We start from the raw sequence: 25,581 nt of genomic DNA, 5'->3' as shown, positions 1-25,581 counted from the left end.
TGCGGGGATCAGCCGTCGCCGGTCGGTGAGGGGGCGGAATGGTCGGCTGACGCCAGAGGAAAGCAGACCCGGTTTTTCCCCTCCCGCTTGGCGCGGTAGACCTCGTTGTCGGCCTGCTCGACCAGGGTCCTGGCCGATACGCCGGTGTGGCTGATGGCCACCCCGGCGCTGAGGGTAATGCGCAGCTCGGGCTCTCGCCACTCCAGCAGCTCCACCCCGTGGCGAAAGGCTTCCAGCAGGGAGGCAAACACGTCAGTGTGTTCATCGAGGCGGAAGATAAGCACCAGCTCTTCGCCGCCATAGCGGCAGAACCAGCCCCATTCATGGAACAGGCTCAAGCCCAGCTTGCTGACCCGCCGGAGCACTACATCACCGGTCTGGTGGCCATAGGTGTCGTTGACCCGCTTGAAGTCGTCCAGATCGAACATCACCAGTCCGATTTGCTTGCCGGCATCGAGCTGCTGCTGCAGGCATTCGTCGAAGAAGCGCCGGTTGTAGAGGGTGGTGAGCTTGTCCTGATTGGCTTGGCGGCGGATCTGGGCAAAGTCCTGGCTGGCGGCTGCTATCTCCTCGTAGACGTTGGCGAGCTCCAGCATCCTGCTGTTGCTCTGGGGGCTGATATTGCCGATGCGGCTGGCCCTGATCAGCAGGGTGATCTCGCCCAGCATGCGGCGAAAGTAACGTGACCAGAGCAGGGCCAGCAGCAGATAGAGCACGAAGGCGAATCCGATCATCAGCTGTACGTTGATGGAGACGCTGTTGGTGACCTGTTGCATGTGGGCGGTCGGCGCCACGCTGAGCAGGATCCAGTTCAGTCTGGGGATATGGTGGTAGGCCACCATAAGGTCGCTCGTTTCATCGAGGAAGAAGCCCTGCGGGGCCGACATGCGAACCTGCCAGCCGATCTGGGGCAGGGGTTTGAACACCAGGTTGCGGTCCGGGTGCGCCAGCACAACGCCGTCCTGGTTGAGCAGGATCTGGTAGCCCTCTTCCTGATGATCCAACCGATCCCGTTTGTTTAGCCAGTTGGCGAGGGGGGTGAGTTGGGTATCGAGAGAGAGGACGCCGACCCGCTTGCCCGCCGGATCCTGGATGGTTCTGGCCAGCGCCATGGTCAGGGTGCCCATGGTGTAGTCGTAGTAGGGATCAGTCCAGACCAGCTGATCGGGATGGCGGGAGGCCAGCTGGTACCAGGGACGGGTTCTGGGATCGAACTGGTCATCCGCCTGCCAGGACGGGTAGATCAGCATCTGGCGCAGCTCCGTGCCCACATAGATGTAATCCAGCTCCATTACTGCCTGATAGGCACGCCATGACTGCAGGTAGCGTGCGCGGTTGTGGATCTGCGGCTCGCTGAAATCCTGATAATTTACCTGCTGATAAATCAGCGTAAACTGGCGTTCAAGTTCTTCGAGATAGGGTTCGATCAGGGTATGCAGGTACTGGGTGTTGCGGGCCATCAGGTTGTTCTCCTGCTCCTGGCGCAGGGTGCGTTCCATATGCAGGTAGTAGATGCTGCCGAGCAACAGGACGGGAATGAAAAGCAGCAGCAGGCCAAGCCGCATTCGGGCAATCAAAGACCAGGTGCTCCTGGGCTTGGCTGGGGACATGACGCTATCCTTTTCGTCTCGGGTGACTCCAGCATATATGATGGCGCAGCGCACGTCTAAAGGCGGAAAATGAGAAACTTGCAATGCTGACACACCCCCTGATCCCGGTCATCCATGATGGTGCCATCGGAACCCTGATCCTGGCCCTGGCCATCGAATACCTGATCTTTCGCCGGGGTCTGACCATGGTGCGTGTGCGCCGGCTGCTGCTGGTGGACGGGATCGCCGCCCTGGCGTTGTTCAGCCTCTTCGTTACCGGTTGTCTGCTGGTGCTGGCGCAGGCCCGCACCATGGAACAGCTTCTTGCCCACCCCGAATATCTCGCCAAGGCGGCGCTGTTTCTGCTGATCGTCGCCACCCTCGACTACCCCAGCCGCCTCTTCTATCGCTGGCGGCGCTCCCTGCGCAGTGGCAAGGCGCCGATGATCTCCACCCAGCAGCACTTCCGGGTGGTCTGGATCCTCAGAAGCAACCTGTTGCTGGTGGCCCTGCTGGTCCTGTGAATAAAACCCGCTTTCCTTGCAGACAAGGGACGGGGGAGGCGGGTATCTTGGACAGGATATTCCGTAAAACGCCGATTTAAGGATGAATCGTCATGCGTTCCAATCTAATGTTGCTGATGGCCGCCACCATCTGGGGCATGGGCTTCGTCGCCCAGCGCCTGGGGATGGACCATATGGGGCCATATACCTTCAATGGCCTGCGTTTCCTGCTCGGCGCTTTCTCTCTGTTACCCCTGCTGTGGTGGCTCAAGGCCAGGCAGCCGACCATTGCTCAGGGTTCGCACCAGCAACTGCTGGTGGGCGGCATGCTGGCCGGGCTGGTACTGTTCTGTGCCGCTTCCCTGCAACAGGTGGGACTGCTCTATACCACGGCTGCCAAGGCGGGCTTCATCACAGGGCTCTACATCATACTGGTCCCCGTGCTGGGTCTGCTGCTCCATCACAAGACGGGTGCCAACACCTGGGTAGGGGCCCTGATCGCGGTGGCCGGCCTCTATGTGCTGAGCGTGACCGATGACTTCACCATCGGCTTTGGCGATCTGCTGCAGGTGATCGGCGCCCTGTTCTGGGCCATTCATCTGCTGGTGCTGGATCACTACGCCAGACGCGTCGCCCCTATCCGGCTGGCCGGGGTGCAGTTCGTGGTCTGCGGCCTGCTCAGTCTTGCCACCGCCTTCGTCATCGAGACGCCGACTCTGGGTGGAGCACTGGCCGGTTGGCAGGCGCTGCTCTATGCAGGGGTAGTGTCGGTCGGTGTGGGGTACACCTTGCAGGTGCTGGGGCAGCGTGGCGCCCACCCGGCCCACGCCGCCATCATCCTCAGTCTGGAGACTGTGTTCGCCGCCGTGGGGGGCGTGCTGCTGCTTGGCGAGACCCTGGACGAGCGCGCCGTCGCCGGTTGTTCCCTGATGCTGGCGGGCATGCTGGTCTCCCAGATCCGGCTGCGCTGGTGGTGGAAATCCCGCCGCGACAAGGTGCCGGCCGATAGTCGCTGATACGGCTCGGCCAGAGAGACGAAGGCCCCGCTTGGCGGGGCCTTCTCTTTGCTGTCGGTTGAGGGGACTACGGGGGGCGATCAGGCCTCCAGCGCCTGATCCAGATCTGCCAGTATGTCCTCGATGGCCTCGATCCCCACCGACAGCCGGATCATCTCCGGCTTGACCCCAGCCTTGGCCTGTTCCTCTTCGCTCAGCTGACGATGGGTGGTGGAGGCGGGGTGACAGGCCAGCGACTTGGCGTCGCCGATATTGACCAGCCGCTTGAAGATCTTCAGCGCATCGTAGAAGTGTACCCCCGCCTCGTAGCCCTCTTTCAGGCCAAACGAGAGGATGGCCGAGGGGCGGCCGGCCATGTACTTCTCCGCCAGCAGGTAGTGAGGGTGACCCGGCAGGCCGGCGTAGCTGACCCAGGCTACCTTGGGGTGATGCTTGAGGTGGTGGGCGACCTGCAGGGCGTTGTCCACGTGGCGCTCCATGCGCAGGCTCAGGGTCTCCAGCCCCTGCAGCAGCAGGAAGGCGTTCATGGGGGCGAGCGCCGCGCCGGTATTGCGCAGGGGCACTGTGCGTACCCGGCCGATGAAGGCCGCCGGGCCAAAGGCCTCGGTGTAGACCACCCCGTGGTAGGAGGGCTCGGGTTGGGTGAGCTGGGGGAAGCGGTCGGCGTGATCCGCCCAGGGGAACTTGCCCGAGTCGACCACCACACCGCCCAGCGAGTTGCCGTGACCGCCGACGTATTTGGTGAGGCTGTGGACGACGATGTCGGCACCGTGCTCGATGGGTTTGCACAGCACAGGGGTGGCGACCGTGTTGTCGACGATGAGGGGCACGCCGCGGGCGTGGGCCACCCTGGCCAGCTCTGCTATGTCCACTATGTTGCCCGCCGGGTTGCCGATGCTCTCGCAGTAGACCGCCTTGGTTTTGTCATCGATGAGGGCGGCGATGGCCTCGGCGCTGTCATCCCTGGCGAAGCGCACCTCGACCCCGAAGCTCGGTAGCATGTGGGCAAACAGGGTGTAGGTACCGCCATAGAGCTGGGGCGTGGAGACGATGTTGTCGCCGGCGGCGGTCAGCGCCTGGATGGCGTAGGTGATGGCGGCGGAACCGGCCGAAACCACCAGCGCGGCTATGCCCCCTTCCAGCGCAGCCATCCGCTGCTCCAGCACATCGTTGGTGGGATTCATGATGCGGGTGTAGATGTTGCCCGGCACCGCCAGGTTGAACAGATCCGCCCCGTGCTGGGCGCTCTCGAATTCGTAGGCCACCGTCTGGTAGATGGGCACGGCCACCGCCTTGGTGGTGGGGTCGTTGGCAAAGCCGTGGTGCAGGGCCAGGGTCGCATCTTTCATCACACACTCCTTGTTGGATGTCACCATTATGGATGGATAGACGTCCAATCTATCAGTCCCGTGGCCGATGTAAACAGGCAGATCTCCCGTATCTATTCCCTGTCATATCAGAGGCGGCGGCGATATTCCCTGTCGTCAATCTGGTTCATGTCCCACTGCATCAGGCGATTGAGCTGGCTCATGGGATCCTCGATAAACGGCAGTGGTCGGGGCAGGATCCGCTTGAAGTAACGGCGCAGGTACTGCTGGATCCGGTTCGGTTTGGGGGAGATGACCTGGTTCATGATGGGGCTCCTGTGGGTTCTCTCTCATGTTCACCGGCAGTATTGAGCTAAAATGCGGAAGTAAAAACTGATGACTTATTGCAACAGGATTTCCTCTTTTATGCCGACCGGTCGCCTCTACCAGCAATTTCAACGACTCGCCCAGCAGCTTGGCTGCGATGAGCGGGAGATCAGCCTCGCCGAGGTGGCGGATCTGCTCTGCTGCACCCCGCGCAATGCCCGCCTGCTGCTGCGCCGGATGCAGGAACAGGGCTGGCTCAGCTGGTCGGCGGAGGCGGGCAGGGGACGGCGTTCCCGGCTCACCCTGCTCGACAGTCAGGAGAGTCTGACTCGCCGCCGGCTGCGGGATCTGCTTAGTCAGGGCCAACTCGCCCAGGCGGTGCGGCTGGCCGAGGATCGGCTGGATCTGCTCACCCCGCTGCTCATCGAACAGCTCGGTCAGGCCACCCGGGAGGGGCGTCAGATCCTGCGGGTGCCCTACTACCGGCCGCTGCCCCAGTTGCTGCCCACCGGCCCCATGCGCCGCTCCGAGGTGCACCTCAGTCGCCAGATCTTCAACGGCCTAACCCGGCGAAATGAGGAAAATGGGGAAATCGAGGGGGATCTGGCCCACCACTGGGAGTGCCTCGGCTCCTGCCACTGGCGCTTCTACCTGAGGCCGGCGGTGCGTTTTCACCACGGCCGCGAGCTGGCGGTGGAGGACGTGATGGAGAGCCTGCTCGCCTTGCGGGATCGCCCGCTGTTCGCCCATCTGGCGCGGCTGGAGAGCCCCTGGCCGCGCACCCTGGATCTGCACCTCGACAGCCCGGATCCCCTGCTGCCCCACCTGCTGGCCGAGCCGGTGGCCGTCATATTGCCGCGCGAGCTCAAGGGGGAGGCGGGGTTTGCCCTGCAGCCGGTGGGCACGGGTCCTTACAAGGTGGTTGCCAACGATCCCCTGCACCTGTGTCTGGAGGCGTTCGACGACTACTTCGGGTTACGTGCCCTGCTCGACGAAATCGACATCTGGATGCTGCCCGAGCTGGCGGAGCGGCTGGAGAGCCACCTGCAGCTGGGGCGCGACAGCCCGGAGCTGGGCACCATGCACGGCGAATCCGAGCTCGAGTCCGGCTGCTACTTCCTGCTGCAGGACGACAGATCCGGATCCCTGCAGGATCCAGCCCTGCGCCAGTGGCTGGCACAGCTGCTCAACCCCATCGCCCTGATGGCCCGGGTCGCCCCCGAACTGCAACGGGGCTGGACCAGTGCGCTGGGGCTTCTGCCTCACTGGCGCGAGGCGCAGCCGGCCCCGTTGCCGGCGCCGGCCGGGCGGCCGCGTCATCTGGTGCTGGCCTGTTTCAACCAGCATCTGGAGTTCAACGAGTGTGCCAATGCCATGAGCAGCCTGCTGGCAGAGCAGGACATCGAACTCGAGGTGCGTACCCTGGATTACGGCCGCTGGGTGAGCGGGGCAGATGAAGACGTGGATCTCTGGCTCGGTACCCTCAACCTGGAGCATGAACATGCCTTCGCCCCCTACGCCTGGCTGCAGGGCACGCCGCTGCTGCGCAGGGTATGGGCCGGCCAGCAGGACTTGTGGCAGGGGTTGACCCAGTGGCGTACCCGCGGCGAGGAGCCAGGCCCGCGCGCTCTGCTGGCCGAGGTGCAACGCCAGGGTTGGTTCGTGCCGCTGTTTCACCACTGGCTGGAGCTGGAGAGCCGGGTCGGGGTGCACGGGGTTCGGATGACGGCGCTCGGCTGGTTCGATTTTCGCAGCGCCTGGCTGCGGCCCGAGCTGGCAGGGCCGCCGGAGGAGGAAAATCCTCGTCAGTAGCCAGCCCGTTGGCTGCTGACAGACGGAGTCGCACTATCGCTCTGCCTGCCCCGAAATGGAGAAAATCGGCTGTAGGCGCACAGAATATGCAATTTCCCTGTGCCATGCTGTTTCAGGTTATTGACCATAAAGTAAATGAGGACAGCGATGAGCAAACATCCAGCAAGTGCCCCCGGAAAATGCCCGGTCATGCACGGTGGCTCCACCTCGGTCGAGACCTCCGGCATGGCATGGTGGCCGAAGAGTCTTAACCTCGACATCCTCCATCAACATGACAGCAAGACCAATCCCCTCGGAGCCGGTTTCAACTATCGGGAGGCCCTGAAGCAGCTCGACATGGCCGAGCTCAAGCGGGACGTGACGGCCCTGATGACCGACAGCCAGGATTGGTGGCCCGCCGACTGGGGCCATTATGGCGGCCTGATGATCCGCATGGCCTGGCACTCAGCCGGTACCTATCGCATCGCAGACGGTCGTGGCGGTGGCGGCACCGGCAACCAGCGCTTTGCCCCGCTCAACTCCTGGCCTGACAACGCCAACCTCGACAAGGCCCGGCGCCTGCTGTGGCCCATCAAGAAAAAATACGGCAACAAGATCAGCTGGGCCGATCTGATGATCCTGGCGGGCACCGTGGCCTATGAGTCCATGGGACTCAAGACCTTCGGTTTCGCCTTCGGCCGCGAGGATATCTGGCATCCGGAAAAAGACATCTACTGGGGCTCCGAACGGGAGTGGCTGGCGCCGAGCAGCAAGCCGGGCGGTCGCTACTCCGGCGAGCGGGATCTGGAAAACCCGCTGGCGGCGGTGATGATGGGGCTCATCTACGTCAACCCGGAAGGGGTGGATGGCCAGCCTGATCCGCTGAAAACTGCACAGGATATGCGAGTCACCTTCGCCCGCATGGCCATGAACGATGAGGAAACGGTGGCCCTGACCGCCGGTGGCCACACCGTCGGCAAGGCCCATGGCAACGGGGATGCCAAACGCCTTGGCCCCGAGCCTGAAGGGGCCGGCCTTGAGGAGCAGGGACTGGGCTGGATGAACCACAGCAGTCGCGGTATCGGTCGCGATACGGTGACCAGCGGCATCGAAGGGGCCTGGACCACTCACCCGACCAAGTGGGACAACGGCTACTTCGAACTCCTGTTCAAGTACGACTGGTGGCTGCAAAAATCCCCGGCTGGCGCCCATCAGTGGGAACCCATCAACATCGCCGAAGAGGACATGCCGGTGGATGTCGAGGATCCCTCGATCCGCTGCAAGCCGATGATGACGGATGCCGACATGGCGCTGAAGTTCGATCCCGAATATCGCAAGATAGCCGAGCGTTTCCGCGCCGATCCGGCTGCCTTCTCCGACGCCTTCGCCCGCGCCTGGTTCAAGCTGACCCACAGAGACATGGGGCCGAAGAGCCGTTATGTGGGGCCCTATGTGCCGGCCGAAGATCTGATTTGGCAGGATCCGGTACCAGCCGGTCGCAGCGACTATGACGTGGCCGCGGTCAAGGCCAGGATCGTCGCCAGTGGTCTCACTATCGGCGAGCTGGTGACCACCGCCTGGGACAGTGCCCGCACCTTCCGCGGTTCCGACAAGCGGGGCGGGGCCAATGGCGCCCGCATCCGGCTGGCACCGCAGAAGGATTGGCTCGGCAACGAACCGGAGCGGCTGGCCAGGGTGCTGGCCGTCTATGACAAGCTGGCCGCAGAATGCGGGGTGAGCGTCGCCGATCTGATCGTGCTCGGGGGCAATCTGGGCATAGAGCAGGCTGCCCAGGCGGCGGGGGTGACGGTGAACGTGCCCTTCTCGCCGGGCCGGGGCGATGCCAGCCAGGCTCAAACTGACGTGGACTCCTTCGCCGTGCTGGAGCCCCTGGCCGACGGTTTCCGCAACTGGCTGAAGCAGGACTATGTGGTCACGCCGGAAGAGCTGTTGCTGGATCGTGCCCAGTTGATGGGGCTGACGGCCCACGAGATGACGGTGCTGGTGGGCGGGATGCGAGTGCTGGGCACCAACCATGGCGGCACCCTGCACGGGGTCTTCACCCACAGGGCGGGCGCCCTGACCACCGACTTCTTCGTCAACCTGACCGACATGGCCTACCAGTGGGTGCCGGCCGGCAACAACCTCTACGAGCTGCGGGAGCGCAGCAGCGGCCAGCTGAAGTGGACGGCCACCCGGGTGGATCTGGTTTTTGGCTCCAACTCGGTGTTGCGGGCCTACGCCGAGGTCTACGCCCAGGACGACAGCAAGGAGAAGTTCGTCTGTGACTTCGTCAGAGCCTGGAACAAGGTGATGAACGCGGATCGCTTCGATCTGCTGGACTGATCCCCCTGAAACCAAGCCCCGCATGGCCTGCCGTGCGGGGCTTTTTGGTGCCCGGCCGGCCAGGTTGCGACACGCCATGGCGGTGACGAGCACCGCGGCATGTACCTGTCCTTTTGGGTCTCTCATCGGGTAACATCTTGATCCATCAATGATGGCGAGTCGCCAATCCCTGCTGACAAGGAGTCACCCCATGCTGGAAATGCAGATCCACCCCCGTTTTCAGGAGACAGATGCCCTCGGACACATCAACAATACGGTGCCGGCGGTCTGGTTCGAATCGGCGCGGGATCCCCTGTTCCGGATCTTCTCCCCCGAGCTGGACGTGCACAACTGGCACTTGATCATCGCGGGCTACACGGTGCAGTTCAAACGGGAGCTGTTCTACGGTCAGCCGGTTCTGATCAAAACCGGGGTGCGCCGCATCGGTTCAAGTTCCTTCACGCTCTGGCAGGAAGCCTGGCAGGGAGGCGAGCTGGCCGTCACCGCCGAGACGACCCTGATCCATTTCGATTACCAAACCCGCCAGTCCCTGCCCCTGAGCGAGACCCATCGCGAGGGGCTGCGAGCCTGGCTGATAGAGAGTTAACCCTGGCCTTGATGGCCAATGACAGGACACTTATGCGCAATACCGTGATCGCCCTGAGCCTCGGCCTGGGGCTGGGACTCTGTTCCCTTTCTGCCGTGGCAAGCCCCCTTGAAGAGCAGTTCACCCTGATGGAAAAGGGGGTCGATAGTGCCCTCGATACCCGGCTACTGAGTTACGACGGCGTCGACATCCAGGCCTGGATCGACGGTGCCCCCGTCATCATCGCCGTACCCATCATGAACGAGCAGGGCAAGCAGGAGGGGGAGAGCCGTTACTACTTCAAGGGGGGCAAGCTGTTCGGTGTGAAGGAGCCTGCCGCCCGGTTCGGTTTTGATGACGAGGGCAAGCTGGTCCAGTGGCTGGACGAGAAGGGTCAGCCCGCCGAGTTCGTCAGCAAGATGAGCATGCAGCAGCGCGAGAGCTGGCTCACCAAACGGGCTGCCGAGCTGGCCGGGCTGTTCGCCCCCAGCCCGGCGGAGCGCAAGGCGGCCAGCGGCGGTGTCAAGCTCAAGGGGGCCGATCTTGCCCACTGGCTCTGCAGTGGCAAGCTGATGGCGCTGGCCGGGGGCGACAAGGTGATCTTCGAGCAGGAGAAGCTCAAGGTCGACGAGCAGGGGATCGCGGGGGAGGTCTCCCTGCGCCAGGAGAAGGGGTGGCAGGATCTTGGCCTCCAGTGCGAGGTACAGGGCACCCAGGTGACTCGCCTCACCTGGCGGCCGCTGCCTGGGGCCAACAAGCCGCAATGAGAAATCAGCAAGGGGGCCATGTCGGCCCCCTTGTCGTATCAGTCAGTGGGCTCAATCCAGCCACTCCACCAGATGGTACTGCTTCTTGCCCCGGCGCAGCAGCAGGTAGCGGTCAAACAGGCGATCGCCCCGGCCCAGCTGCTCATCCTGCCTGAGCGTGCCGTTGAGGCTGATGGCCCCCGCAGCCAGCAGCTCGCGGGCGATGCGCTTCGAGCTGACCAGGCCGCAGGCCACCAGCAGGCTTACCAGGTCTGTCTCCCCCTCGATACGGCTGCTCGGCATGCCATCCTGCGCCAGCTGGGCCAGGTCGCTCTCCCCGAGGCGGGCCACGTCGCCACAAAACAGCAGCTCGCTGATGCGCCGCGCCGCCGCCAGCGCAGCCTTGCCGTGGACCAGTTCGGTCAGCTCGTCCGCCAGCACCTGCTGCGCCTGCTTGCGTCCCTGCCGTGTGGCATCCTCCGCCTCCAGCTCATCGATGGCCGCCAGGGGCAGGAAGCTGTAGTAGCGCAGGAAGCGGTAGACATCCTCGTCCGCGGTGCCAAGCCAGAACTGGTAGAAGGCGTAGGGAGAGGTGAGCGCCGGATCGAGCCAGACTGCCCCGCCCTCGGTCTTGCCGAACTTGGTACCATCGGCCTTGGTGATGAGGGGCAGGGTCATGCCATAGACCTGGGCCTGATGGAGGCGGCGGGTGAGGTCCATGCCGCTGGTGATGTTGCCCCACTGATCGTTGCCGCCAATCTGCAGGGTGCAGCCGAGGCGCTGGTGCAGCACGGCAAAGTCCTGGGACTGCAGCAGGGCGTAGGAGAACTCGGTGAAGGAGATGCCCTGATCCGGGCGGGCCAGCCGCTGGCGCACCGATTCCCGCGCCAGCATGGCGTTGACCGAGAAGTGCTTGCCGATGTCGCGCAGGAAGTCGAGGGCCGACATCTGCCCCATCCAGTCGGCATTGTTGACCAGCACGGGGGCAGCCAGTCCGTCGCTTGCCGGTAGCAAAGCCTTGATCTGGGCCGACAGGCTGGCCACCCAGCCCTGCACGGTGTCGGCACTGTTGAGGGTTCGTTCGGTTGCCTTGAAACTGGGATCGCCGATAAGGCCGGTGGCGCCGCCGACCAGGGCCACCGGGGTGTGACCCGCCAGCTGGAAGCGACGCAGCATCAACAGCGGCACCAGGTGGCCGATATGCAGGCTACCGGCGGTGGGATCGAACCCGCAATAGACGGTGCGCGGCTTGGCCAGGTGGGAGGCCAGCGTCTCCGGGTCGGAATTCTGGGCGATAAGCCCGCGCCGGGTCAGCTCGTCAAGCAGATGGGGGTTGATCATGGGTGCTCCAACAACAGGGGAAAAGCCCTTATCCTCACCGTTGGGGGGGCCTCACCGCTATGTCCCCCAGGGGACAGTTTTGCCACTGGCGTGCTAGCATCACAGGGTGTGACGGGGTGCCCTCTTCCCCGCAGCGGGAGCGACAACACCATGACCGGCAGCCACTCATCCAGCACCAACCCATCGCTTATTCCCCACCTGACCGAGGTGGTCGAGGCCCTGAACGGCAGTGCCTTTCCGGCGGCCCTGGTGCGCCTCATTCGCCAGCAGGTGGCCTTCGATTGCGCGCTCTTGTTGGGAGTCGGCCAGCGCCCCGTGTACCTCTATGACAACCTGAACCATCAGCGGGCGCTGCTGTTTGATCGCTACCTCACCAGCCACTTCAGTCAGGATCCCTTTATGCAGGCGTTGAAGGCGGGCCTGGGGGCAGGGGTCTGGACCCTGGCCCAGGTGTCACAGGGCAGGCTGGATCCCGACTATCGTCAGCACTTCTACCAGGCTACCGGCTGGCAGGAGGAGGTGGGGCTTATCCTGCCGGTGCGCGAGGAGCTGACCCTGGTGCTGTTTCTGGGGCGCCTCGGCAAGCGCCAGAGCCTTGGGGCGGCAGAGCTGGCCAGGCTGGAGGAGCTGTTCCCCCTGGTGCACTCACTTTGCCGCCAGCACTGGCAGCAGGCACAACCGCGGCTGGCGGAGGAAACCGCCCTGCCGGACAGCGCCCTTATCAAGAGGGCGGTGGAGCAGGGGATGGCGAGCGTGGGAGGGGATCTGCTCACTCGCCGGGAGCGGCAGGTGGCCGGGTTATTGCTGCAGGGGCTGGATACCGACGCGATTGCCGCCGAGCTCGGGATTGGCAGTGGCACGGTGAAGAATCACCGCAAGCACCTTTATGGCAAGTTGCGCCTCGGTTCGCGTGCCGAGCTGTTCCATTTCTTCCTGAATCACCTGATCACGGCGCCACAGACTCCCGCCGGGGCGGGAGAGGGGGAGTAATGGTAGTGTTTATTTTATGCGCAGCAGAGGGGACTGGGATTTGGGCAGGGTGCTGGCCTGCTGATAACGGGCCAGCAACTGCTGGAACTCGTGGCTCTGGCGCACCTTGTCCAGTGCCTGCTGCAGGCGGGCGACCTGTCGTTTGTCGGCCAGCGGATTGAAGGCAAAGCAGTTGTCCTGCTCTTCCAGTATGGCGACGGTGACGAAGTCTTCGTTGGGAAAGCCCAGCTCCCTGACCTGATGGCGCAACATCACCTCGTTGCCCGCCACCAGATCGGTGCGTGCCATGATGAGCTGGCGCACCACCTGATCCATCCGCTCGACTGCCATCATGTTGCCCGGGGCCAGCCCCCGGTTCAGCAACAACTGCTCCCCCACATCGGCTTGCATGACGCCGATCCGCAGCGGGGCGAGATCCTCCCGGCTGGCGACTTTGGGGGCATTCTGTTTGCGGCCCATCAGGGAGACCCGTGAATTGCTGATGGGGCAGACCCAGAGAAAGTGGGGATCCCGCTCCCGGGTGCGCGCCGTACTGAACAACACGGCATCCGGTTGCTGGGTCAGCAGGTACCAGCCACGAGCCCAGGGCAGAAAGTGGATGGGCTGCTCCGGCTCACCCATCTCACGCCACATCAGGCGCAGCAGCTCGACGGCCATACCGATGGATTTTCCGTCCTTGTCTTGGCCATTGAGCGGCATGTTCTGCTCGGAATAGTAGATAAGCGCCGGCGCCGGGAGGGCAATCAGCAGAGAGAGCAAGGCGAGAGCCGCGAGCAGGTGGCGCATGGTGCACTCCTTCCATCGAGTGTGCCTGAGACTATCTAACAGTCTATGTGCCCTTTGCCATAACGTCACAAGCTGGTGGTGGATATCCTGCGTCACCGGGCCAATCCAATAGAGCGGAAAAAAACAGGCCACCTTGCGGTGGCCTGTTGTCATTTGAACAGAGCTTCCAGTTCGGCTTCGGCTTGGGTCCGGGCTTCGGTTTGCGCCTCGTCGCTCAGGGGGGCGGTCGCGCTGCTGGTGGCTTGCTTGGCCTGAGTCGTCACCGCCTTGGTGGCCTCCTGGCTGACGGTGGCTGCCGCACTGCTGGTGGCTTGCTTGGCCTGAGTCGTCACCGCCTTGGTGGCCTCCTGGCTGACGGTGGCTGCCGCGTTGCTGGTGGCTTGCTTGGCCTGGGTCGTCACCGCCTTGGTGGCCTCTTGGTTGACGGTGGTTGCCGCGCTACTGGTAGCTTGCTTGGCCTGAGTCGTCATCGCTTTGGCGGCCTCTTGGCTGACGGTGGCTGCCGCGCTGCTGGTGGCTTGTTTGGCCTGAGTCGTGACCGCCTTGGTGGCCGCCTGGCTGGTGGAGGTCGCCACGCTGTTGACGCTCTGCTTGGCGGTATCGGCGATGGTCTTGCCAGCCTGCTGGCTCAGGGCGTCGGTGACGCTGCCTTGGGTCCCATTCACGACGGTGCCGAGGATGGCATTGCTGCCCGCACCACTCAGGGTGGCGGCTGCCTGGGTGATGGGATTGTTCTGCCAGTCTTGCATTGCGTTCGGCCAGACGGGAGCCGTGGCCGCCAGATTCTCACCGAAGGTCTGGGTAGAGCCATCCCCTTTTTGCAGCAGCACGGACATCTGGTTGGTTTGCGAGTTCCACACCATGCCGGCCTGCTTGGCGATGTCCGGTACCGGGGCGTAGCGGGAGATCACGTAGAACAGGGGGCCCTCCTGCTGCAGCTCGTTGGCGGTCTTGAGCAGCTGCATGGTGGTGTCGTAGTTGGGGCCGAGGATGGCGGTCATCCGATCCTTGAGCAGCGGTTGTTCGAACAAATTGACTTCATTGGGGTCGAAGCCGACCAGTGGCTTGAGCAGGGCCCACATCAGCTGGCTGGTGGGGCTCATCATCAACAGGGGGGCAACGCAGGCAGACAACATCAGGCTCAGGCAGGCCGCCTTGAGCAACGGCATGATACGCATCGGGATAATATCCAATAACGATTTGATAAATAAGGTTATATTTTGTCTTGAAACGACAAATTCACCGGGAATGTGCTGCTGGCCGCGAGATGCTGCCGGCGGGCGCTGGCAGGCTACCATATTGGTTCCGGAATACCAGCCAGTCGTCTATTTATCGGTCAAGTAAACCCGGGGAGTGGTCGCTTCCTGAAAAGAGCTTCCACAGAAAACAGGATGACCCCTATGAGATACCTCTTGCCCTGCCTGCTGGCGCTTCTCTGGCAGACCCCTGCGCAGGCCTCGTTGAAGACGACGGTCGTGGGTGATTCGGCCGCTACCGAGCTGGTGTTGCCACTGAACGCCTTGTCGGAGCGTATCTGCTGGTACCAGGATCAGAAATATTCCCAGGGGGCGCGCATCCGGCAGGGAGATACCTGGCTGGAGTGCGGGCCGCAAAACGAGCTGGAGAGCAATGGCCCCCTGATCTGGCGCTCCCCGGTGGAGGCTAGTGCCGAGCCGGCGAGGGACAAAAACCGTCAGACAATTACCGTCGGCCAGTGAGCTTTTCTTGATCCAGCTAAAGACACAGACGTGATCCATATCGCATAATGCACCTCCTTTCATCTCATGGCTGGAACCTAAGAAATGGCTCGTCGCTCTTCCAATGCACAACGTCGTCGCAGTAGCTGGTGGTACAAACGCCTGTTGGCCAGAGAGCGGGAAGAACGGGAAGCACGTTCCGTCCGGGATTGATGCAGCATTGAAAAACGGAGCCTCGGCTCCGTTTTTTGTGCATGACAACTGGCGACTGTACAAACGGGGGCCCTCGGGCCCCCGTTTTTATTGGCAGACCGCTTAGCGCTGCAGGGCAGCCAGGGCCAGCTCTACCCGCTTGGCATATTCGGGGTCGGCCTGCTCGAAGTGCTTGAGCTGGGCCGCGACGATGGCGTCGTCCTCCACATTGACCAGGGAGCGAGCCAGGTTGGCGGCGAGCCGCGCGCGCTGCCCTTCATCCATCAGGCGGAACAGCGCCCCCGGCTGGCTGTAGTAGTCAGCGTCGTAGTCGCGAAAATCGTAGTGCAGCGCCGCACCTTCCAGGCTCAGGGCCGGCTCGTGCTGGCCGCTCGGGGTCTGGGTGCCGAAACGGTTCGGCTGGTAGTTGGGGCTGGCGCCGCCGTTGCCATCGCTGCGCATAGCGCCATCACGGTGCGCGGTGTGGAACGGGCAGCGCGGGGCGTTGACCGGCAGCAGGCCATGGTTGACCCCGAGGCGATAGCGCTGGGTATCGCCGTAGGAGAACAGCCGCCCCTGCAGCATGCGATCCGGCGAGAAGCCGATGCCGGGCACCACGTTGGCCGGGGTGAAGGCGGCCTGCTCCACGTGGGCGAAGTAGTTGTCCGGGTTCTGGTTGAGCTCCAGCACGCCGACCGGGATCAGCGGGTAGTCGCTGTGGGGCCACACCTTGGTGAGGTCGAACGGGTGCACCTTGCTGGTGTGGGCCTCGGCCTCCGGCATCACCTGCACATAGACCTTCCAGCGCGGGAAGTCGCCGCGCTCGATGGCGTTGTAAAGGTCGGCCTGGCTGGTCTCCCGATCCTGGCCGACCACGGTGGCGGCCTCTTCATCGGTGTAGAAGCTGTGACCCTGCTCGGTCTTGAAGTGGAACTTGACCCAGAAGCGCTCGTTCGCGTCGTTGATGAAGCTGAAGGTGTGGCTGCCGTAGCCGTTCATCTCGCGCAGGCTCTTGGGGATGCCGCGGTCGCTGAACAGGATGGTGACCTGGTGCAGGGATTCCGGGTGACGGGACCAGAAGTCCCAGGCGGCGGTGGCGCTGCGCAGGTTGGTGCGTGGGTCGCGCTTCTGGGTGTGGATGAAGTCGGGAAACTTCAGCGGATCGCGGATAAAGAAGACCGGAGTGTTGTTACCCACCAGATCCCAGTTGCCCTGCTCGGTGTAGAACTTGAGGGCAAAGCCGCGCACGTCGCGCTCGGCATCGGCGGCACCCTTCTCGCCCGCCACGGTGGAGAAGCGCAGGAATACCGGGGTCTGCTTGCCGATGGCGTTGAACAGGTCGGCCTTGCTGAACTGGCTGATGTCGTGGGTCACGGTGAAGGTGCCGTAGGCGCCCGAGCCCTTGGCATGCACCACCCGCTCCGGGATGCGCTCGCGATCGAAATGGGCCAGTTTCTCCAGCAACCAGACATCCTGCAGCAGGACGGGGCCGCGCGGGCCGGCGGTGAGGCTGTTGTTGTTGTCGACGACGGGGGCGCCGTTGGCGCTGTGCAGGGTCTTGTCGGTCATGATGCTTCTCCTCGTTGATATGGGGTCCAGCCTACGGATCACAAGACAAAGGCGCCAATGGGCCTTTCCTCACCTTTTGATAGGCATTGCAAATGGGTGTGGCAGGGGGTGACCGGCACCTTGTGATGCTGCATGATGAAGCTTTCGAGAAGGAGCCTCAGATGCATATCACCATCCGCCATGCCGAACCGGCCGACGCCCCCGCCCTGCGGGATCTCTACGCCATGCCCAATGCCCAGGCGGGCACCCTGCAACTGCCCTATCCGACCCTGGGGGTCTGGCAGAAGCGGCTGGAGAGCGGCAGCGTGGTGGCGCTGGTAGCGGAGGTCGATGGCCTGCTGGTAGGGAATATTTCACTCCATATCGAGCCCAACCCCAGGCGCAAGCATGTTGCCTCTATCGGCATGGGGGTAAGGGATGATTGGGCCGGCAAGGGGGTAGGCTCGGCTCTGCTGGCGGCGGCGCTGGAGATGGCCGACAACTGGCTCAACCTGCGCCGCATCGAGCTCACCGTCTATACCGACAATCAGGCGGCGCAAACGCTCTATCGCAAGTTCGGTTTTGTGGAAGAGGGGCTGGCCCGTGGTTACGCCTTTCGCCAGGGCGAGTATGTGGATGCCCTCTACATGGCGCGGATCAGGGAGGCGGGCTGAGTGGTTGTCGACTATCGGGCCAGATTGCGGCCGGTGATCCGGGCGCTGGAGCAGGATCCCGACCTTTCCATCGAGGCGTTGGCGAGCCGCGCCTGCCTCTCCTTCTATCACTTCCACCGGGTGTTTACCGCCGTGGCTGGCGAGACGCCAGGGGAGATGTGCCGGCGCCTGCGCATGCAGCGGGCGGCCTGGCAGCTCTGTTACACCGACGCCAGCGTCACCGCCATTGCCCTCGGGGCGGGGCTTGCCAGCTCCCAGGCGTTTGCCAAGGCGTTTCGTCGCCACTATGGCTGCACCCCGGGGGAGTTTCGCCGCGACAAGCGCAAGAATGGACACCTGGAGAGCAAGGAGGGACACGCATGGGATGACCTGCTCCCGTATGCTGAAGGCCATACATCAGCAAGGAGCAACACCATGAAAACTGTCGAGATGGATGCCCGTACCCTGGCCTATATCCGGGTAACCGGTCCCTATGGCGAAGGATATGACGCCGTCTGCGGTCGGCTGCACCAGTGGGCGGCCGTGCGTGGCCTGGAGGGCGGGGAGTGGATCTTCATCTACCACGACAACCCGGAGGTGACGCCGCCGGCCCAGTGCCGCACCGACATCGGCATCACGGTACCGGCCGAGGTGCGTGGTGAAGGGGAGGTGGAGACCCAGCTCATCCCCGCCGGACGCTATGCCCAGTCCCGTTACCTCATCACGGATCGCAGCCAGTACGGGCCGCGCTGGCAGGAGCACATCGGCGACATAGTCGCGGCCGGGCTGGAGTTTGGCGACGGCCCCTGCTTCGAGCTCTACCACAGCGTGAGCAACGAGCCGCTGCAGGATGACGTGAGCTTCTGCTCCAGTCTCAAGGGGTAAGCCACAGGGCTGATAAAAGACGGATAGAACAGAGCCGGACAGTGTCCGGCTCTGTTCTTTTCGGGAAGCGGCGTTTAGCGCTGGAAGCTCTTCTGGGCGAACTTGGGACGGGCGTTCATGATCTGCTCCACCTGCTCCTCGCTCATCTTGCCGCGCGATAGCCCCAGCACCTTGTAGGTGAGCAGCGGCCGGGCTGGCAGGGCGATCATCAGGGCACGGATCTGGTTTTCGTCATCCTTCTCCCGCAGCGGTCTGCCATAGGCGTAGGTGAGCACGCCGGCATCCATCAGATTTTTGACGGCAGGTTCGGTGATCGGCAGGTTTATGACGCTTTTACGCTGCAGCACGAACTCCCGCAGCACCGCCTTCTCGTTGAAGTCGAGAAAGCCGATCATCTGGGCCAGCTGATCCTGCTGGCGGCGTGATTGCCACTCCTCGCAACCCCACTCCCAGGCGATGAGGAATCCCTGGCTGCAGAAGTAGGAGATGGCGATCAGCATGCCGACCCCCAGCCAGGCCGCGTGTTCCGTGGCCCACTGACTGACGGCGCCGTTCATCAGAGCGGCCGGAAACAGCAATATGATGCTGCAGCAGAGCAGTAACCAGACCATCAGCCAGTTAAGGCGGTTCAGTTGATAGAAATGTTGGATCCACCGTTTCATCGCTCATCCTTCCCAAACTGTTGTGGATAGTGAGCAACACTCAGCAAAGGGTGTGCCAACGCAGCACAAATAAAAAAGCCCCCTTGGCAGGGGGCTTTTCGAGACCGGACGGGTCGACTTACAGGGCGGCGATTTCGGCCTGCTGGGCTTCCAGCTTGGTCAGCTGGAGACGGTAATCTTCCAGCTTCTCGCGCTCCTTGGCGATGACCGCTTCCGGCGCCTTGGCGACGAAGGCCTCGTTGCCGAGCTTGCCTTCGATGCGGCCGCACTCGCCGACCAGCTTGGCGACTTCTTTGGCCAGACGGGCCAGTTCGGCATCCTTGTCGATGAGACCGGCCATCGGGATCATCAGCTCGGTGGCACCGATCAGCTTCTTCACCGACAGGGGCGCGGCTTCACCGTCCGCCAGCACACGGATGGATTCCAGACGGGCCAGCGACTTGAGGAAGGCCTCGTTTTCTGCGGCGCGCTGGGCGTCCTTGGTATCGCACTTGAGCAGCACGTTGAGGGGCACGCTCGGTGCCACGTTCATCTCGGCGCGGATGTTGCGGATGCTGACGATGAACTCCTTCACCCACTCCTGATCCGCCATCGCGGCTTCGTCCACCTTGGCGGCGTCGAACTCCGGGAAGGCCTGAATCATGATGGTGTCGGCGTGTACGCCGGCCAGCGGGGCGACCGATTTCCAGATGGTCTCGGTGATGAACGGGATGATCGGGTGCGCCAGACGCAGCAGGGTCTCCAGCACAGTCACGAGGGTGTGGCGGGCAGCGCGCTGCTCGGCCTCGGAACCCTTGGTCAGCACCGGCTTGGTCAGCTCCAGATACCAGTCACAGAACTGGTTCCAGATAAATTCGTACAACACACCGGCTGCGATGTCGAAGCGGTAGGTATCGAGGGCGGTACGGAAGTCACGGATGGCCACTTGCAGCTGGGACTGGATCCAGCGATCCGCCAGGCTGAACTGCATCTCGCCACCATTACCTTGCGAAGAGAAGCCGCAATCCTGATCTTCGGTGTTCATCAGCACATAGCGGGAGGCGTTCCACAGCTTGTTGCAGAAGTTGTTGTAGCCATCCAGGCGCTTCATGTCCCAGTTGATGTCACGACCGGTAGAGGCCAGCGCCGCCAGGGTGAAGCGCAGGGCGTCGGTACCGTGGGCATCGATCCCTTCCGGGAACTGCTTGGCGGTGCGCTTGGCGATCTTCTCGGCCATCTGCGGCTGCATCATGTTGCCGGTGCGCTTCTCCAGCAGATCTTCCAGCGAGATACCGTCGATCATGTCGAGCGGGTCCAGCACGTTGCCCTTGGACTTGGACATCTTCTGGCCCTCTTCGTCACGGATAAGGCCGGTGATGTAGACGGTCTTGAACGGGACTTGCGGCTGGCCGTTTTCGTCCTTGATGAAGTGCATGGTCATCATGATCATCCGGGCAATCCAGAAGAAGATGATGTCGAAGCCGCTCATCAGCACGTCGGTCGGGTGGAAGGTCTTGAGTGCCTCGGTATTGTTCGGCCAGCCCAGAGTGGAGAAGGTCCACAGAGCGGAGCTGAACCAGGTGTCGAGCACGTCTTCGTCCTGACGCAGCACGGTTACGGCCGGGATGCTGTGCTTGGCGCGCACTTCGTCTTCGCTGCGGCCAACGTAGACGTTGCCGGCATCGTCATACCAGGCCGGGATGCGGTGACCCCACCACAGCTGGCGGGAGACGCACCAGTCCTGAATGTCGCGCATCCAGGAGAAGTACATGTTCTCGTACTGCTTGGGCACGAACTGGATGCGGCCATCTTCGACGGCTTCGATGGCGGTCTTGGCCATGGGCGCCACGCGTACGTACCACTGGTCGGTCAGCATCGGTTCGATGGGCACGCCACCGCGATCGCCATAAGGCTGCTGCAGCACGTGATCCTTGATCTCGTCCAGCAGGCCCAGCTCGTCCAGCTTGGCCAGGATCGCCTTGCGGGCTGCGAAGCGCTCCAGACCGGCGAACTCGGCCGGCAGGGCGGCGTCGTAGGCAGTGCAGGGGTTGCCGTTGGTGTCGACCACTTCGGCCTCGGCACGCACGTGGGCGTCCAGAGTGAAGATGTTGATCATCGGCAGGCTGTGGCGCTTGCCGACCTCGTTATCGTTGAAGTCGTGGGCCGGGGTGATCTTCACGCAGCCGGTGCCCTTCTCCATGTCGGCGTGCTCATCGGCGACGATGGGGATCAGGCGGTTCACCAGCGGCAGCAGGATGTGCTGGCCGATCAGCGCCTTGTAGCGCGGGTCTTCCGGGTTCACGGCGACCGCTGTGTCACCCAGCATGGTCTCCGGACGAGTAGTGGCGACGATCAGGTAATCCTTGCCCTCGGCGGTCTTGGCGCCGTTGGCCAGCGGATAACGCAAGTGCCACATGTGGCCCTTGATCTCGCGGTTTTCCACTTCCAGATCGGAGATGGCGGTGTTGAGCTTGGGATCCCAGTTCACCAGGCGCTTGCCGCGGTACATCAGGCCATCTTCGTAGAGACGGACGAACACTTCCTGCACGGCGGCGGAGAGCCCCTCATCCATGGTGAAGCGCTCGCGCTCCCAGTCCACGGAGTCGCCCAGACGGCGCATCTGGCGGGTGATGGTGCCACCGGACTCTTCCTTCCACTGCCAGATCTTGTCGATGAAGGCATCACGGCCGTAATCGTGACGGGTTTTGCCCTCTTCTGCGGCGATCTTGCGCTCAACCACCATCTGGGTGGCGATACCGGCGTGGTCGGTACCCGCCTGCCACAGGGTGTTCTTGCCCTGCATGCGGTTGTAGCGGATCAGGGTGTCCATCAGGGTCTGCTGGAAGGCGTGACCCATGTGCAGGCTGCCGGTGACGTTCGGCGGCGGGATCATGATGCAGAAGGAGTCTTTGCTGGTATCGCCGTGGGGCTTGAAGTAGCCCTGAGATTCCCAGTGCTGGTAGAGCGCCTGTTCGATGGCGTTGTGATTAAAAGTCTTTTCCATGGTCTCGCCGTATTCTGGATGGATGGATTCTGGTGTTGATTCGTCGTGGATCACAGGCGGCGCAGTCAGGGCTGCGCCGGATCCGGTGCGGCAAGGACGGGCTGATCCCTCATCTCGAGGGTGTGGCCCGCCTGGCGATAGTGCTTGTAGCGCTCGCGGGCTTGCTGCTTTTGCGTTTCGTCAGTGGGGACAAAATCTACCACTTGAGCGAAGTGTCCTGCAAACAAAGGTGTCTCTCTGGCCAGATTGACGAGGCGGGCGTAGCGCCGCTTCGGCGGCTGGTGGCCTATCTCCACCGGTGCCTGGCCGCTCTCGCCCTGCAGCTGGTGCGGCACGAAGCGATCCGGCGGCAGCTGCCACAGCAGTTCGTCCAGGCGCAGGGCCTGGGCCTCGTCATCGCAGAACAGGTAGAGGTGGCCCGCGCCCCAGGAGTCGGCCGCCAGTTGGCAGACGAATCGCTCGACGGCACTGCCCCGCTCGTCATCCTGTTCGCTCATCAGGTAAAAAGTCACTTGACTCATCAGGTGGATCCCGTTTTGCGGTGACGGAAAATTGACCGTCGCCGAGGCTGACAGGGCATTGTCCTGTCGGCGGCTCACTGACACAAGAATGAAACAAGGAAGAGGCGGGCCTCTTCCTTGTGGTTCGGGGTAACGCCAACCCCATTGATGCACGCATCAGATGGGGCAGGAGACCTACTCTTTCTCTTCGATATCCACGCCGGCCCGGTTCAGCAGGAACTGGGTCAGCAGGGGCACCGGACGACCGGTGGAACCCTTCTCCTTGCCACTCTTCCAGGCGGTCCCGGCGATATCCAGGTGGGCCCAGTTGTACTTCTTGGTGAAGCGCGACAGGAAGGCGGCTGCTGTGATGGTGCCAGCCGGACGACCGCCGATGTTGGCCATGTCGGCAAACGGGCTGTCGATCTGCTCCTGATACTCGTCGAACAGGGGCAGGCGCCAGGCTCGGTCACCGGCCTGTTCGGAGGCGTTGAGCAGCTCGTGAGCCAGCGGGTTGTGGTTGGCCAGTAGACCCGAGGTGTGGTGACCCAGGGCAATGACGCAGGCACCGGTCAGGGTCGCCACGTCGATCACGGTATCCGGCTCGAAACGGTCGACATAGGTGAGGGCATCGCACAGTACCAGACGGCCTTCCGCATCTGTGTTGAGCACTTCGATGGTCTGGCCGGACATGGAGGTGAGGATGTCACCCGGACGATAGGCGTTGCCACCCGGCATGTTCTCGCAGCCCGCCAGCACGCCGATGACGTTGATGGGCAACTGCAGCTGGGCCAGGGCGTGCATGGTACCGAGCACGGAGGCGGCGCCGCCCATGTCGTACTTCATCTCGTCCATGCCGTCCGCCGGCTTGATGGAGATGCCGCCGGAGTCAAACGTCAACCCCTTGCCTACCAGCACGATGGGCTTGGCATCCGGATGGCCCTTGTATTCGATGATAGCCATCATGGCTTCGTTTTCGGAGCCGCGGGCCACCGCCAGGTAGGAGTTCATGCCGAGCTCGGCCATCTCTTGCTCGCCCACCACCTTGGTGGTGATGTTGTCGAAGGCATCGGCCAGACGACGGGCCTGGGAGGCCAGATAGGCCGGGTTGCAGACGTTGGGCGGCATGTTGGCCACGTCGCGGCAGACCCGCACCCCTTTCGCCACGGCCAGACCGTGGGCGATGGCTTTTTCGCCTATGGTCAGCTCGCGACGGGTCGGCACGTTGAACACCAGCTTGCGTAGCGGGCGACGGGGTTCGGCCTTGTTGGTCTTGAACTGATCGAAGCTGTAGAGGCCCGCCTTGGTGGTTTCCACCGCCTGGCGCACCTTCCAATAGGTATCCCGACCCTTGACGTGCAGCTCGGTCAGGAAGCAGACCGCTTCCATGGAGCCGGTTTCGTTCAGGGTGGTGATGGTCTTGTTGATGATCTGCTTGTACTGGCGCTCGTCGAGCTCGCGTTCTTTACCACAGCCCACCAGCAGCACACGTTCGCTGAGCACGCCCGGAACTTGATGCAGCAGCAGCATTTGACCCGGTTTCCCTTCCAGGTCACCACGGCGCAGCAGCGAGCTGATGTAGCCATCGCTGATCTTGTCCAGTTGTTCGGCAACCGGAGAGAGACGACGGGGTTCGAAGACGCCGACGACGACGCAGGCACTGCGTTGCTTCTCAGGACTGCCACTCTTTACACTGAACTCCATGGAATCTCCTACATCCTAAAGACAAAAGGCACCTTTTATTGAATAATGCGGTGCTTGTTGGGGTATCAGAGGCGGAGCGAACAGCCACTGGCTCCGCAGTTCAAACTGGTAAAAATCCAGTATACGGCCCTATTTTTCAGGCATTCGACTAAAAACACAAGTTTACTTGGGAATGACTGTGATCGTTTTCCGATATTTGTTCAGGGAAACCCTGAAAACCCAGCTGGCAGTGTTATTCGTATTGCTGCTTATCTTTGTCAGCCAACAATTCATCAAGATCATTGGCGATGCCGCCGATGGTGAGGTGCCGACGCGCCTGGTCTCCACCCTGCTGCTGCTCAACCTGCCGAACATGGCCTTGTTGATGCTGCCAATCAGCCTGTTTTTAGCCATCTTGTTTGCCCACGGTCGTCTGTACGCAGAAAGCGAGATGACAGTGATGCATGCGGTGGGTTTCAGCCACCGTTTCGTGATGCGCAGCGCCATGTTGCTGGCGCTGCTGACCGCCGCCGTGGCCGCCTTCAATACCGGTTGGGTAGCCCCCTTGGCCAAGGAGCGCGAGTACCAGGTGATCGATGAATTCAAGGCCGATCCCGGGGTTTCCTTCCTGCAGGCCGGTCGTTTCATGGAGCTCGACAAGGGGCGGCTGGTTGCCTACATCCAGGATTTGAACGAAAACGGCTCCAAGTTGCAGAAAGTCTTCGTGTTGCAACGGGCTGAGGGGAACAAGCCTCCTTCAGTGGTCGTTGCGGACGAAGGTGTGGTGAGCGTTGATGATGACGGGCTGCAATGGCTGACTCTGAAGGATGGTTCCCGTTACGAGGGGCACTTCTCCGGCAAGCAGTTCCAGATCTCCGATTTTCGCGAGTATGGGCTGGTCGTCCGTCAGCAGGAGATGGAACACTCCAATCGCAAGGCGGCCGCCAAGGCGACCGTGGAGCTGTTGGGGACCCAGGACAACAGCCTGATGGCGGAGCTGCAGTGGCGCATCTCGCTGCCCCTCTCCATTCCGGTGCTGACCCTGCTGGTGGTGCCGCTGGCCAGGGTCAACCCGCGTCAGGGACGCTATGCCAAGCTGTTGCCGGCCATCCTGCTCTATCTCTCCTATTTCCTGCTGCTCAGTGCCGCCCGTTCGGCCATCGACAGCGGCCGTCTGCCCTACTGGCCCGGGATGTTCCTGGTGCCGCTCGCCTACCTGCTGTTCATCGGCCTGCCTCTCAACCTGCAGGGCACCAGCTGGTGGAACCGGGTGAAGGGGCAGTATTTCAAAAGAAAATCAGCATGATGCTGCAACATAGGAACTTCTGCTGATGTTTGGCATTCTCGACAGACATGGCGACCGGATCACTTTGATGTCGCACCCGCTCTATGCGCCTGTATTTGAGGGAAAAATCAGCATGATGCTGCAACAGGGGAGTCTCTGCTGATGTTTGGTATTCTCGACAGACAT

General features: G+C 62.6%; 22 protein-coding genes. 11 read left to right on the top strand and 11 right to left on the bottom strand.

What is annotated here, in order from left to right; translation table 11 throughout:
* Positions 1–8: 8 nt before the first annotated feature.
* On the bottom strand, positions 9–1,610 hold the full coding sequence (locus MRK42_RS20020) for a diguanylate cyclase (RefSeq protein ID WP_354688593.1): 1,602 nt from the start codon (positions 1,608–1,610) through the stop codon (positions 9–11).
* Between the two features lie 83 nt (positions 1,611–1,693).
* On the opposite strand from MRK42_RS20020, the gene MRK42_RS20015 reads away from it, so the two are divergent.
* Together MRK42_RS20015 and MRK42_RS20010 are read left to right on the top strand one after the other, a co-directional pair.
* Entirely contained in the window at positions 1,694–2,113 is a 420-nt protein-coding gene (locus MRK42_RS20015) for a DUF2214 family protein (protein ID WP_026456877.1), read from the top strand.
* Between the two features lie 92 nt (positions 2,114–2,205).
* The gene (locus MRK42_RS20010) at positions 2,206–3,108 is read left to right on the top strand and encodes a DMT family transporter (RefSeq protein WP_223379478.1); all 903 of its coding nucleotides are present in this window, start codon (positions 2,206–2,208) and stop codon (positions 3,106–3,108) included.
* Positions 3,109–3,188: 80 nt separating this feature from the next.
* Here the strand turns inward: MRK42_RS20010 and MRK42_RS20005 are convergent, their stop codons facing one another.
* Together MRK42_RS20005 and MRK42_RS20000 are read right to left on the bottom strand one after the other, a co-directional pair.
* The gene (locus MRK42_RS20005) at positions 3,189–4,457 is read right to left on the bottom strand and encodes an aminotransferase class I/II-fold pyridoxal phosphate-dependent enzyme (RefSeq protein ID WP_354688592.1); all 1,269 of its coding nucleotides are present in this window, start codon (positions 4,455–4,457) and stop codon (positions 3,189–3,191) included.
* 107 nt (positions 4,458–4,564) lie between these two features.
* A complete protein-coding gene (locus tag MRK42_RS20000) occupies positions 4,565–4,741 on the bottom strand; it encodes a hypothetical protein (protein WP_342014042.1) in 177 nt (58 codons plus the stop codon).
* Between the two features lie 100 nt (positions 4,742–4,841).
* Between MRK42_RS20000 and sgrR the strand changes: the two genes are divergently transcribed.
* The 4 genes from sgrR to MRK42_RS19980 all read left to right on the top strand — a co-directional run bounded on the left by sgrR (position 4,842) and on the right by MRK42_RS19980 (position 10,211).
* Positions 4,842–6,554, top strand: a complete 1,713-nt coding sequence (gene sgrR / locus MRK42_RS19995; RefSeq protein WP_354688591.1) for an HTH-type transcriptional regulator SgrR — start codon at positions 4,842–4,844, stop codon at positions 6,552–6,554.
* 147 nt (positions 6,555–6,701) lie between these two features.
* On the top strand, positions 6,702–8,879 hold the full coding sequence (katG, locus tag MRK42_RS19990; RefSeq protein ID WP_354688590.1) for a catalase/peroxidase HPI: 2,178 nt from the start codon (positions 6,702–6,704) through the stop codon (positions 8,877–8,879).
* 190 nt (positions 8,880–9,069) lie between these two features.
* Positions 9,070–9,465 carry a thioesterase family protein gene (locus tag MRK42_RS19985; protein WP_026457237.1) on the top strand — a complete coding sequence of 132 codons (396 nt, stop codon included), beginning with the start codon at positions 9,070–9,072 and terminating at the stop codon, positions 9,463–9,465.
* Between the two features lie 32 nt (positions 9,466–9,497).
* A complete protein-coding gene (locus tag MRK42_RS19980; protein WP_354688589.1) occupies positions 9,498–10,211 on the top strand; it encodes a hypothetical protein in 714 nt (237 codons plus the stop codon).
* Between the two features lie 51 nt (positions 10,212–10,262).
* Here the strand turns inward: MRK42_RS19980 and tyrS are convergent, their stop codons facing one another.
* A complete protein-coding gene (gene tyrS / locus MRK42_RS19975) occupies positions 10,263–11,531 on the bottom strand; it encodes a tyrosine--tRNA ligase (protein WP_354688588.1) in 1,269 nt (422 codons plus the stop codon).
* Between the two features lie 150 nt (positions 11,532–11,681).
* On the opposite strand from tyrS, the gene MRK42_RS19970 reads away from it, so the two are divergent.
* Positions 11,682–12,521, top strand: a complete 840-nt coding sequence (locus tag MRK42_RS19970; protein WP_201941386.1) for a helix-turn-helix transcriptional regulator — start codon at positions 11,682–11,684, stop codon at positions 12,519–12,521.
* A 9-nt stretch (positions 12,522–12,530) separates the two neighbouring features.
* On the opposite strand, the gene MRK42_RS19965 is transcribed toward MRK42_RS19970, so the two are convergent.
* Positions 12,531–13,307, bottom strand: a complete 777-nt coding sequence (locus MRK42_RS19965; RefSeq protein ID WP_042070943.1) for a transporter substrate-binding domain-containing protein — start codon at positions 13,305–13,307, stop codon at positions 12,531–12,533.
* A 149-nt stretch (positions 13,308–13,456) separates the two neighbouring features.
* Positions 13,457–14,485, bottom strand: coding sequence for a hypothetical protein (locus MRK42_RS19960; protein WP_354688587.1), 1,029 nt, complete (start codon positions 14,483–14,485; stop codon positions 13,457–13,459).
* Positions 14,486–14,707: 222 nt separating this feature from the next.
* Between MRK42_RS19960 and MRK42_RS19955 the strand changes: the two genes are divergently transcribed.
* Positions 14,708–15,025 carry a DUF1496 domain-containing protein gene (locus tag MRK42_RS19955; RefSeq protein ID WP_042070939.1) on the top strand — a complete coding sequence of 106 codons (318 nt, stop codon included), beginning with the start codon at positions 14,708–14,710 and terminating at the stop codon, positions 15,023–15,025.
* Between the two features lie 294 nt (positions 15,026–15,319).
* Here the strand turns inward: MRK42_RS19955 and MRK42_RS19950 are convergent, their stop codons facing one another.
* Positions 15,320–16,765, bottom strand: a complete 1,446-nt coding sequence (locus MRK42_RS19950) for a catalase (protein WP_354688586.1) — start codon at positions 16,763–16,765, stop codon at positions 15,320–15,322.
* A 161-nt stretch (positions 16,766–16,926) separates the two neighbouring features.
* Between MRK42_RS19950 and MRK42_RS19945 the strand changes: the two genes are divergently transcribed.
* On the top strand, positions 16,927–17,418 hold the full coding sequence (locus MRK42_RS19945; protein WP_042071016.1) for a GNAT family N-acetyltransferase: 492 nt from the start codon (positions 16,927–16,929) through the stop codon (positions 17,416–17,418).
* Positions 17,419–18,282, top strand: a complete 864-nt coding sequence (locus MRK42_RS19940) for an AraC family transcriptional regulator (RefSeq protein WP_201941395.1) — start codon at positions 17,419–17,421, stop codon at positions 18,280–18,282.
* 74 nt (positions 18,283–18,356) lie between these two features.
* On the opposite strand, the gene MRK42_RS19935 is transcribed toward MRK42_RS19940, so the two are convergent.
* The 4 genes from MRK42_RS19935 to pepA all read right to left on the bottom strand — a co-directional run bounded on the left by MRK42_RS19935 (position 18,357) and on the right by pepA (position 24,131).
* Positions 18,357–18,944: a superinfection exclusion B family protein gene (locus MRK42_RS19935; RefSeq protein WP_342014031.1), complete on the bottom strand. Its 588-nt coding sequence runs from the start codon at positions 18,942–18,944 to the stop codon at positions 18,357–18,359.
* Positions 18,945–19,062: 118 nt separating this feature from the next.
* Positions 19,063–21,927, bottom strand: coding sequence for a valine--tRNA ligase (locus tag MRK42_RS19930; protein ID WP_354688585.1), 2,865 nt, complete (start codon positions 21,925–21,927; stop codon positions 19,063–19,065).
* Positions 21,928–21,992: 65 nt separating this feature from the next.
* A complete protein-coding gene (locus MRK42_RS19925) occupies positions 21,993–22,448 on the bottom strand; it encodes a DNA polymerase III subunit chi (RefSeq protein WP_026455990.1) in 456 nt (151 codons plus the stop codon).
* Between the two features lie 174 nt (positions 22,449–22,622).
* The gene (gene pepA / locus MRK42_RS19920; protein WP_026455991.1) at positions 22,623–24,131 is read right to left on the bottom strand and encodes a leucyl aminopeptidase; all 1,509 of its coding nucleotides are present in this window, start codon (positions 24,129–24,131) and stop codon (positions 22,623–22,625) included.
* A 172-nt stretch (positions 24,132–24,303) separates the two neighbouring features.
* Between pepA and lptF the strand changes: the two genes are divergently transcribed.
* The gene (gene lptF / locus MRK42_RS19915; RefSeq protein ID WP_026455992.1) at positions 24,304–25,416 is read left to right on the top strand and encodes an LPS export ABC transporter permease LptF; all 1,113 of its coding nucleotides are present in this window, start codon (positions 24,304–24,306) and stop codon (positions 25,414–25,416) included.
* The last annotated feature ends 165 nt before the right edge of the window (positions 25,417–25,581 follow it).

Source organism: Aeromonas sp. 19NY04SH05-1, from assembly GCF_040581895.1.
Taxonomy (GTDB): domain Bacteria; phylum Pseudomonadota; class Gammaproteobacteria; order Enterobacterales; family Aeromonadaceae; genus Aeromonas; species Aeromonas enteropelogenes.
The sequence above is the reverse complement of the archived record's forward strand: the minus strand, read 5'-3'. Positions and strand labels throughout refer to the sequence as shown.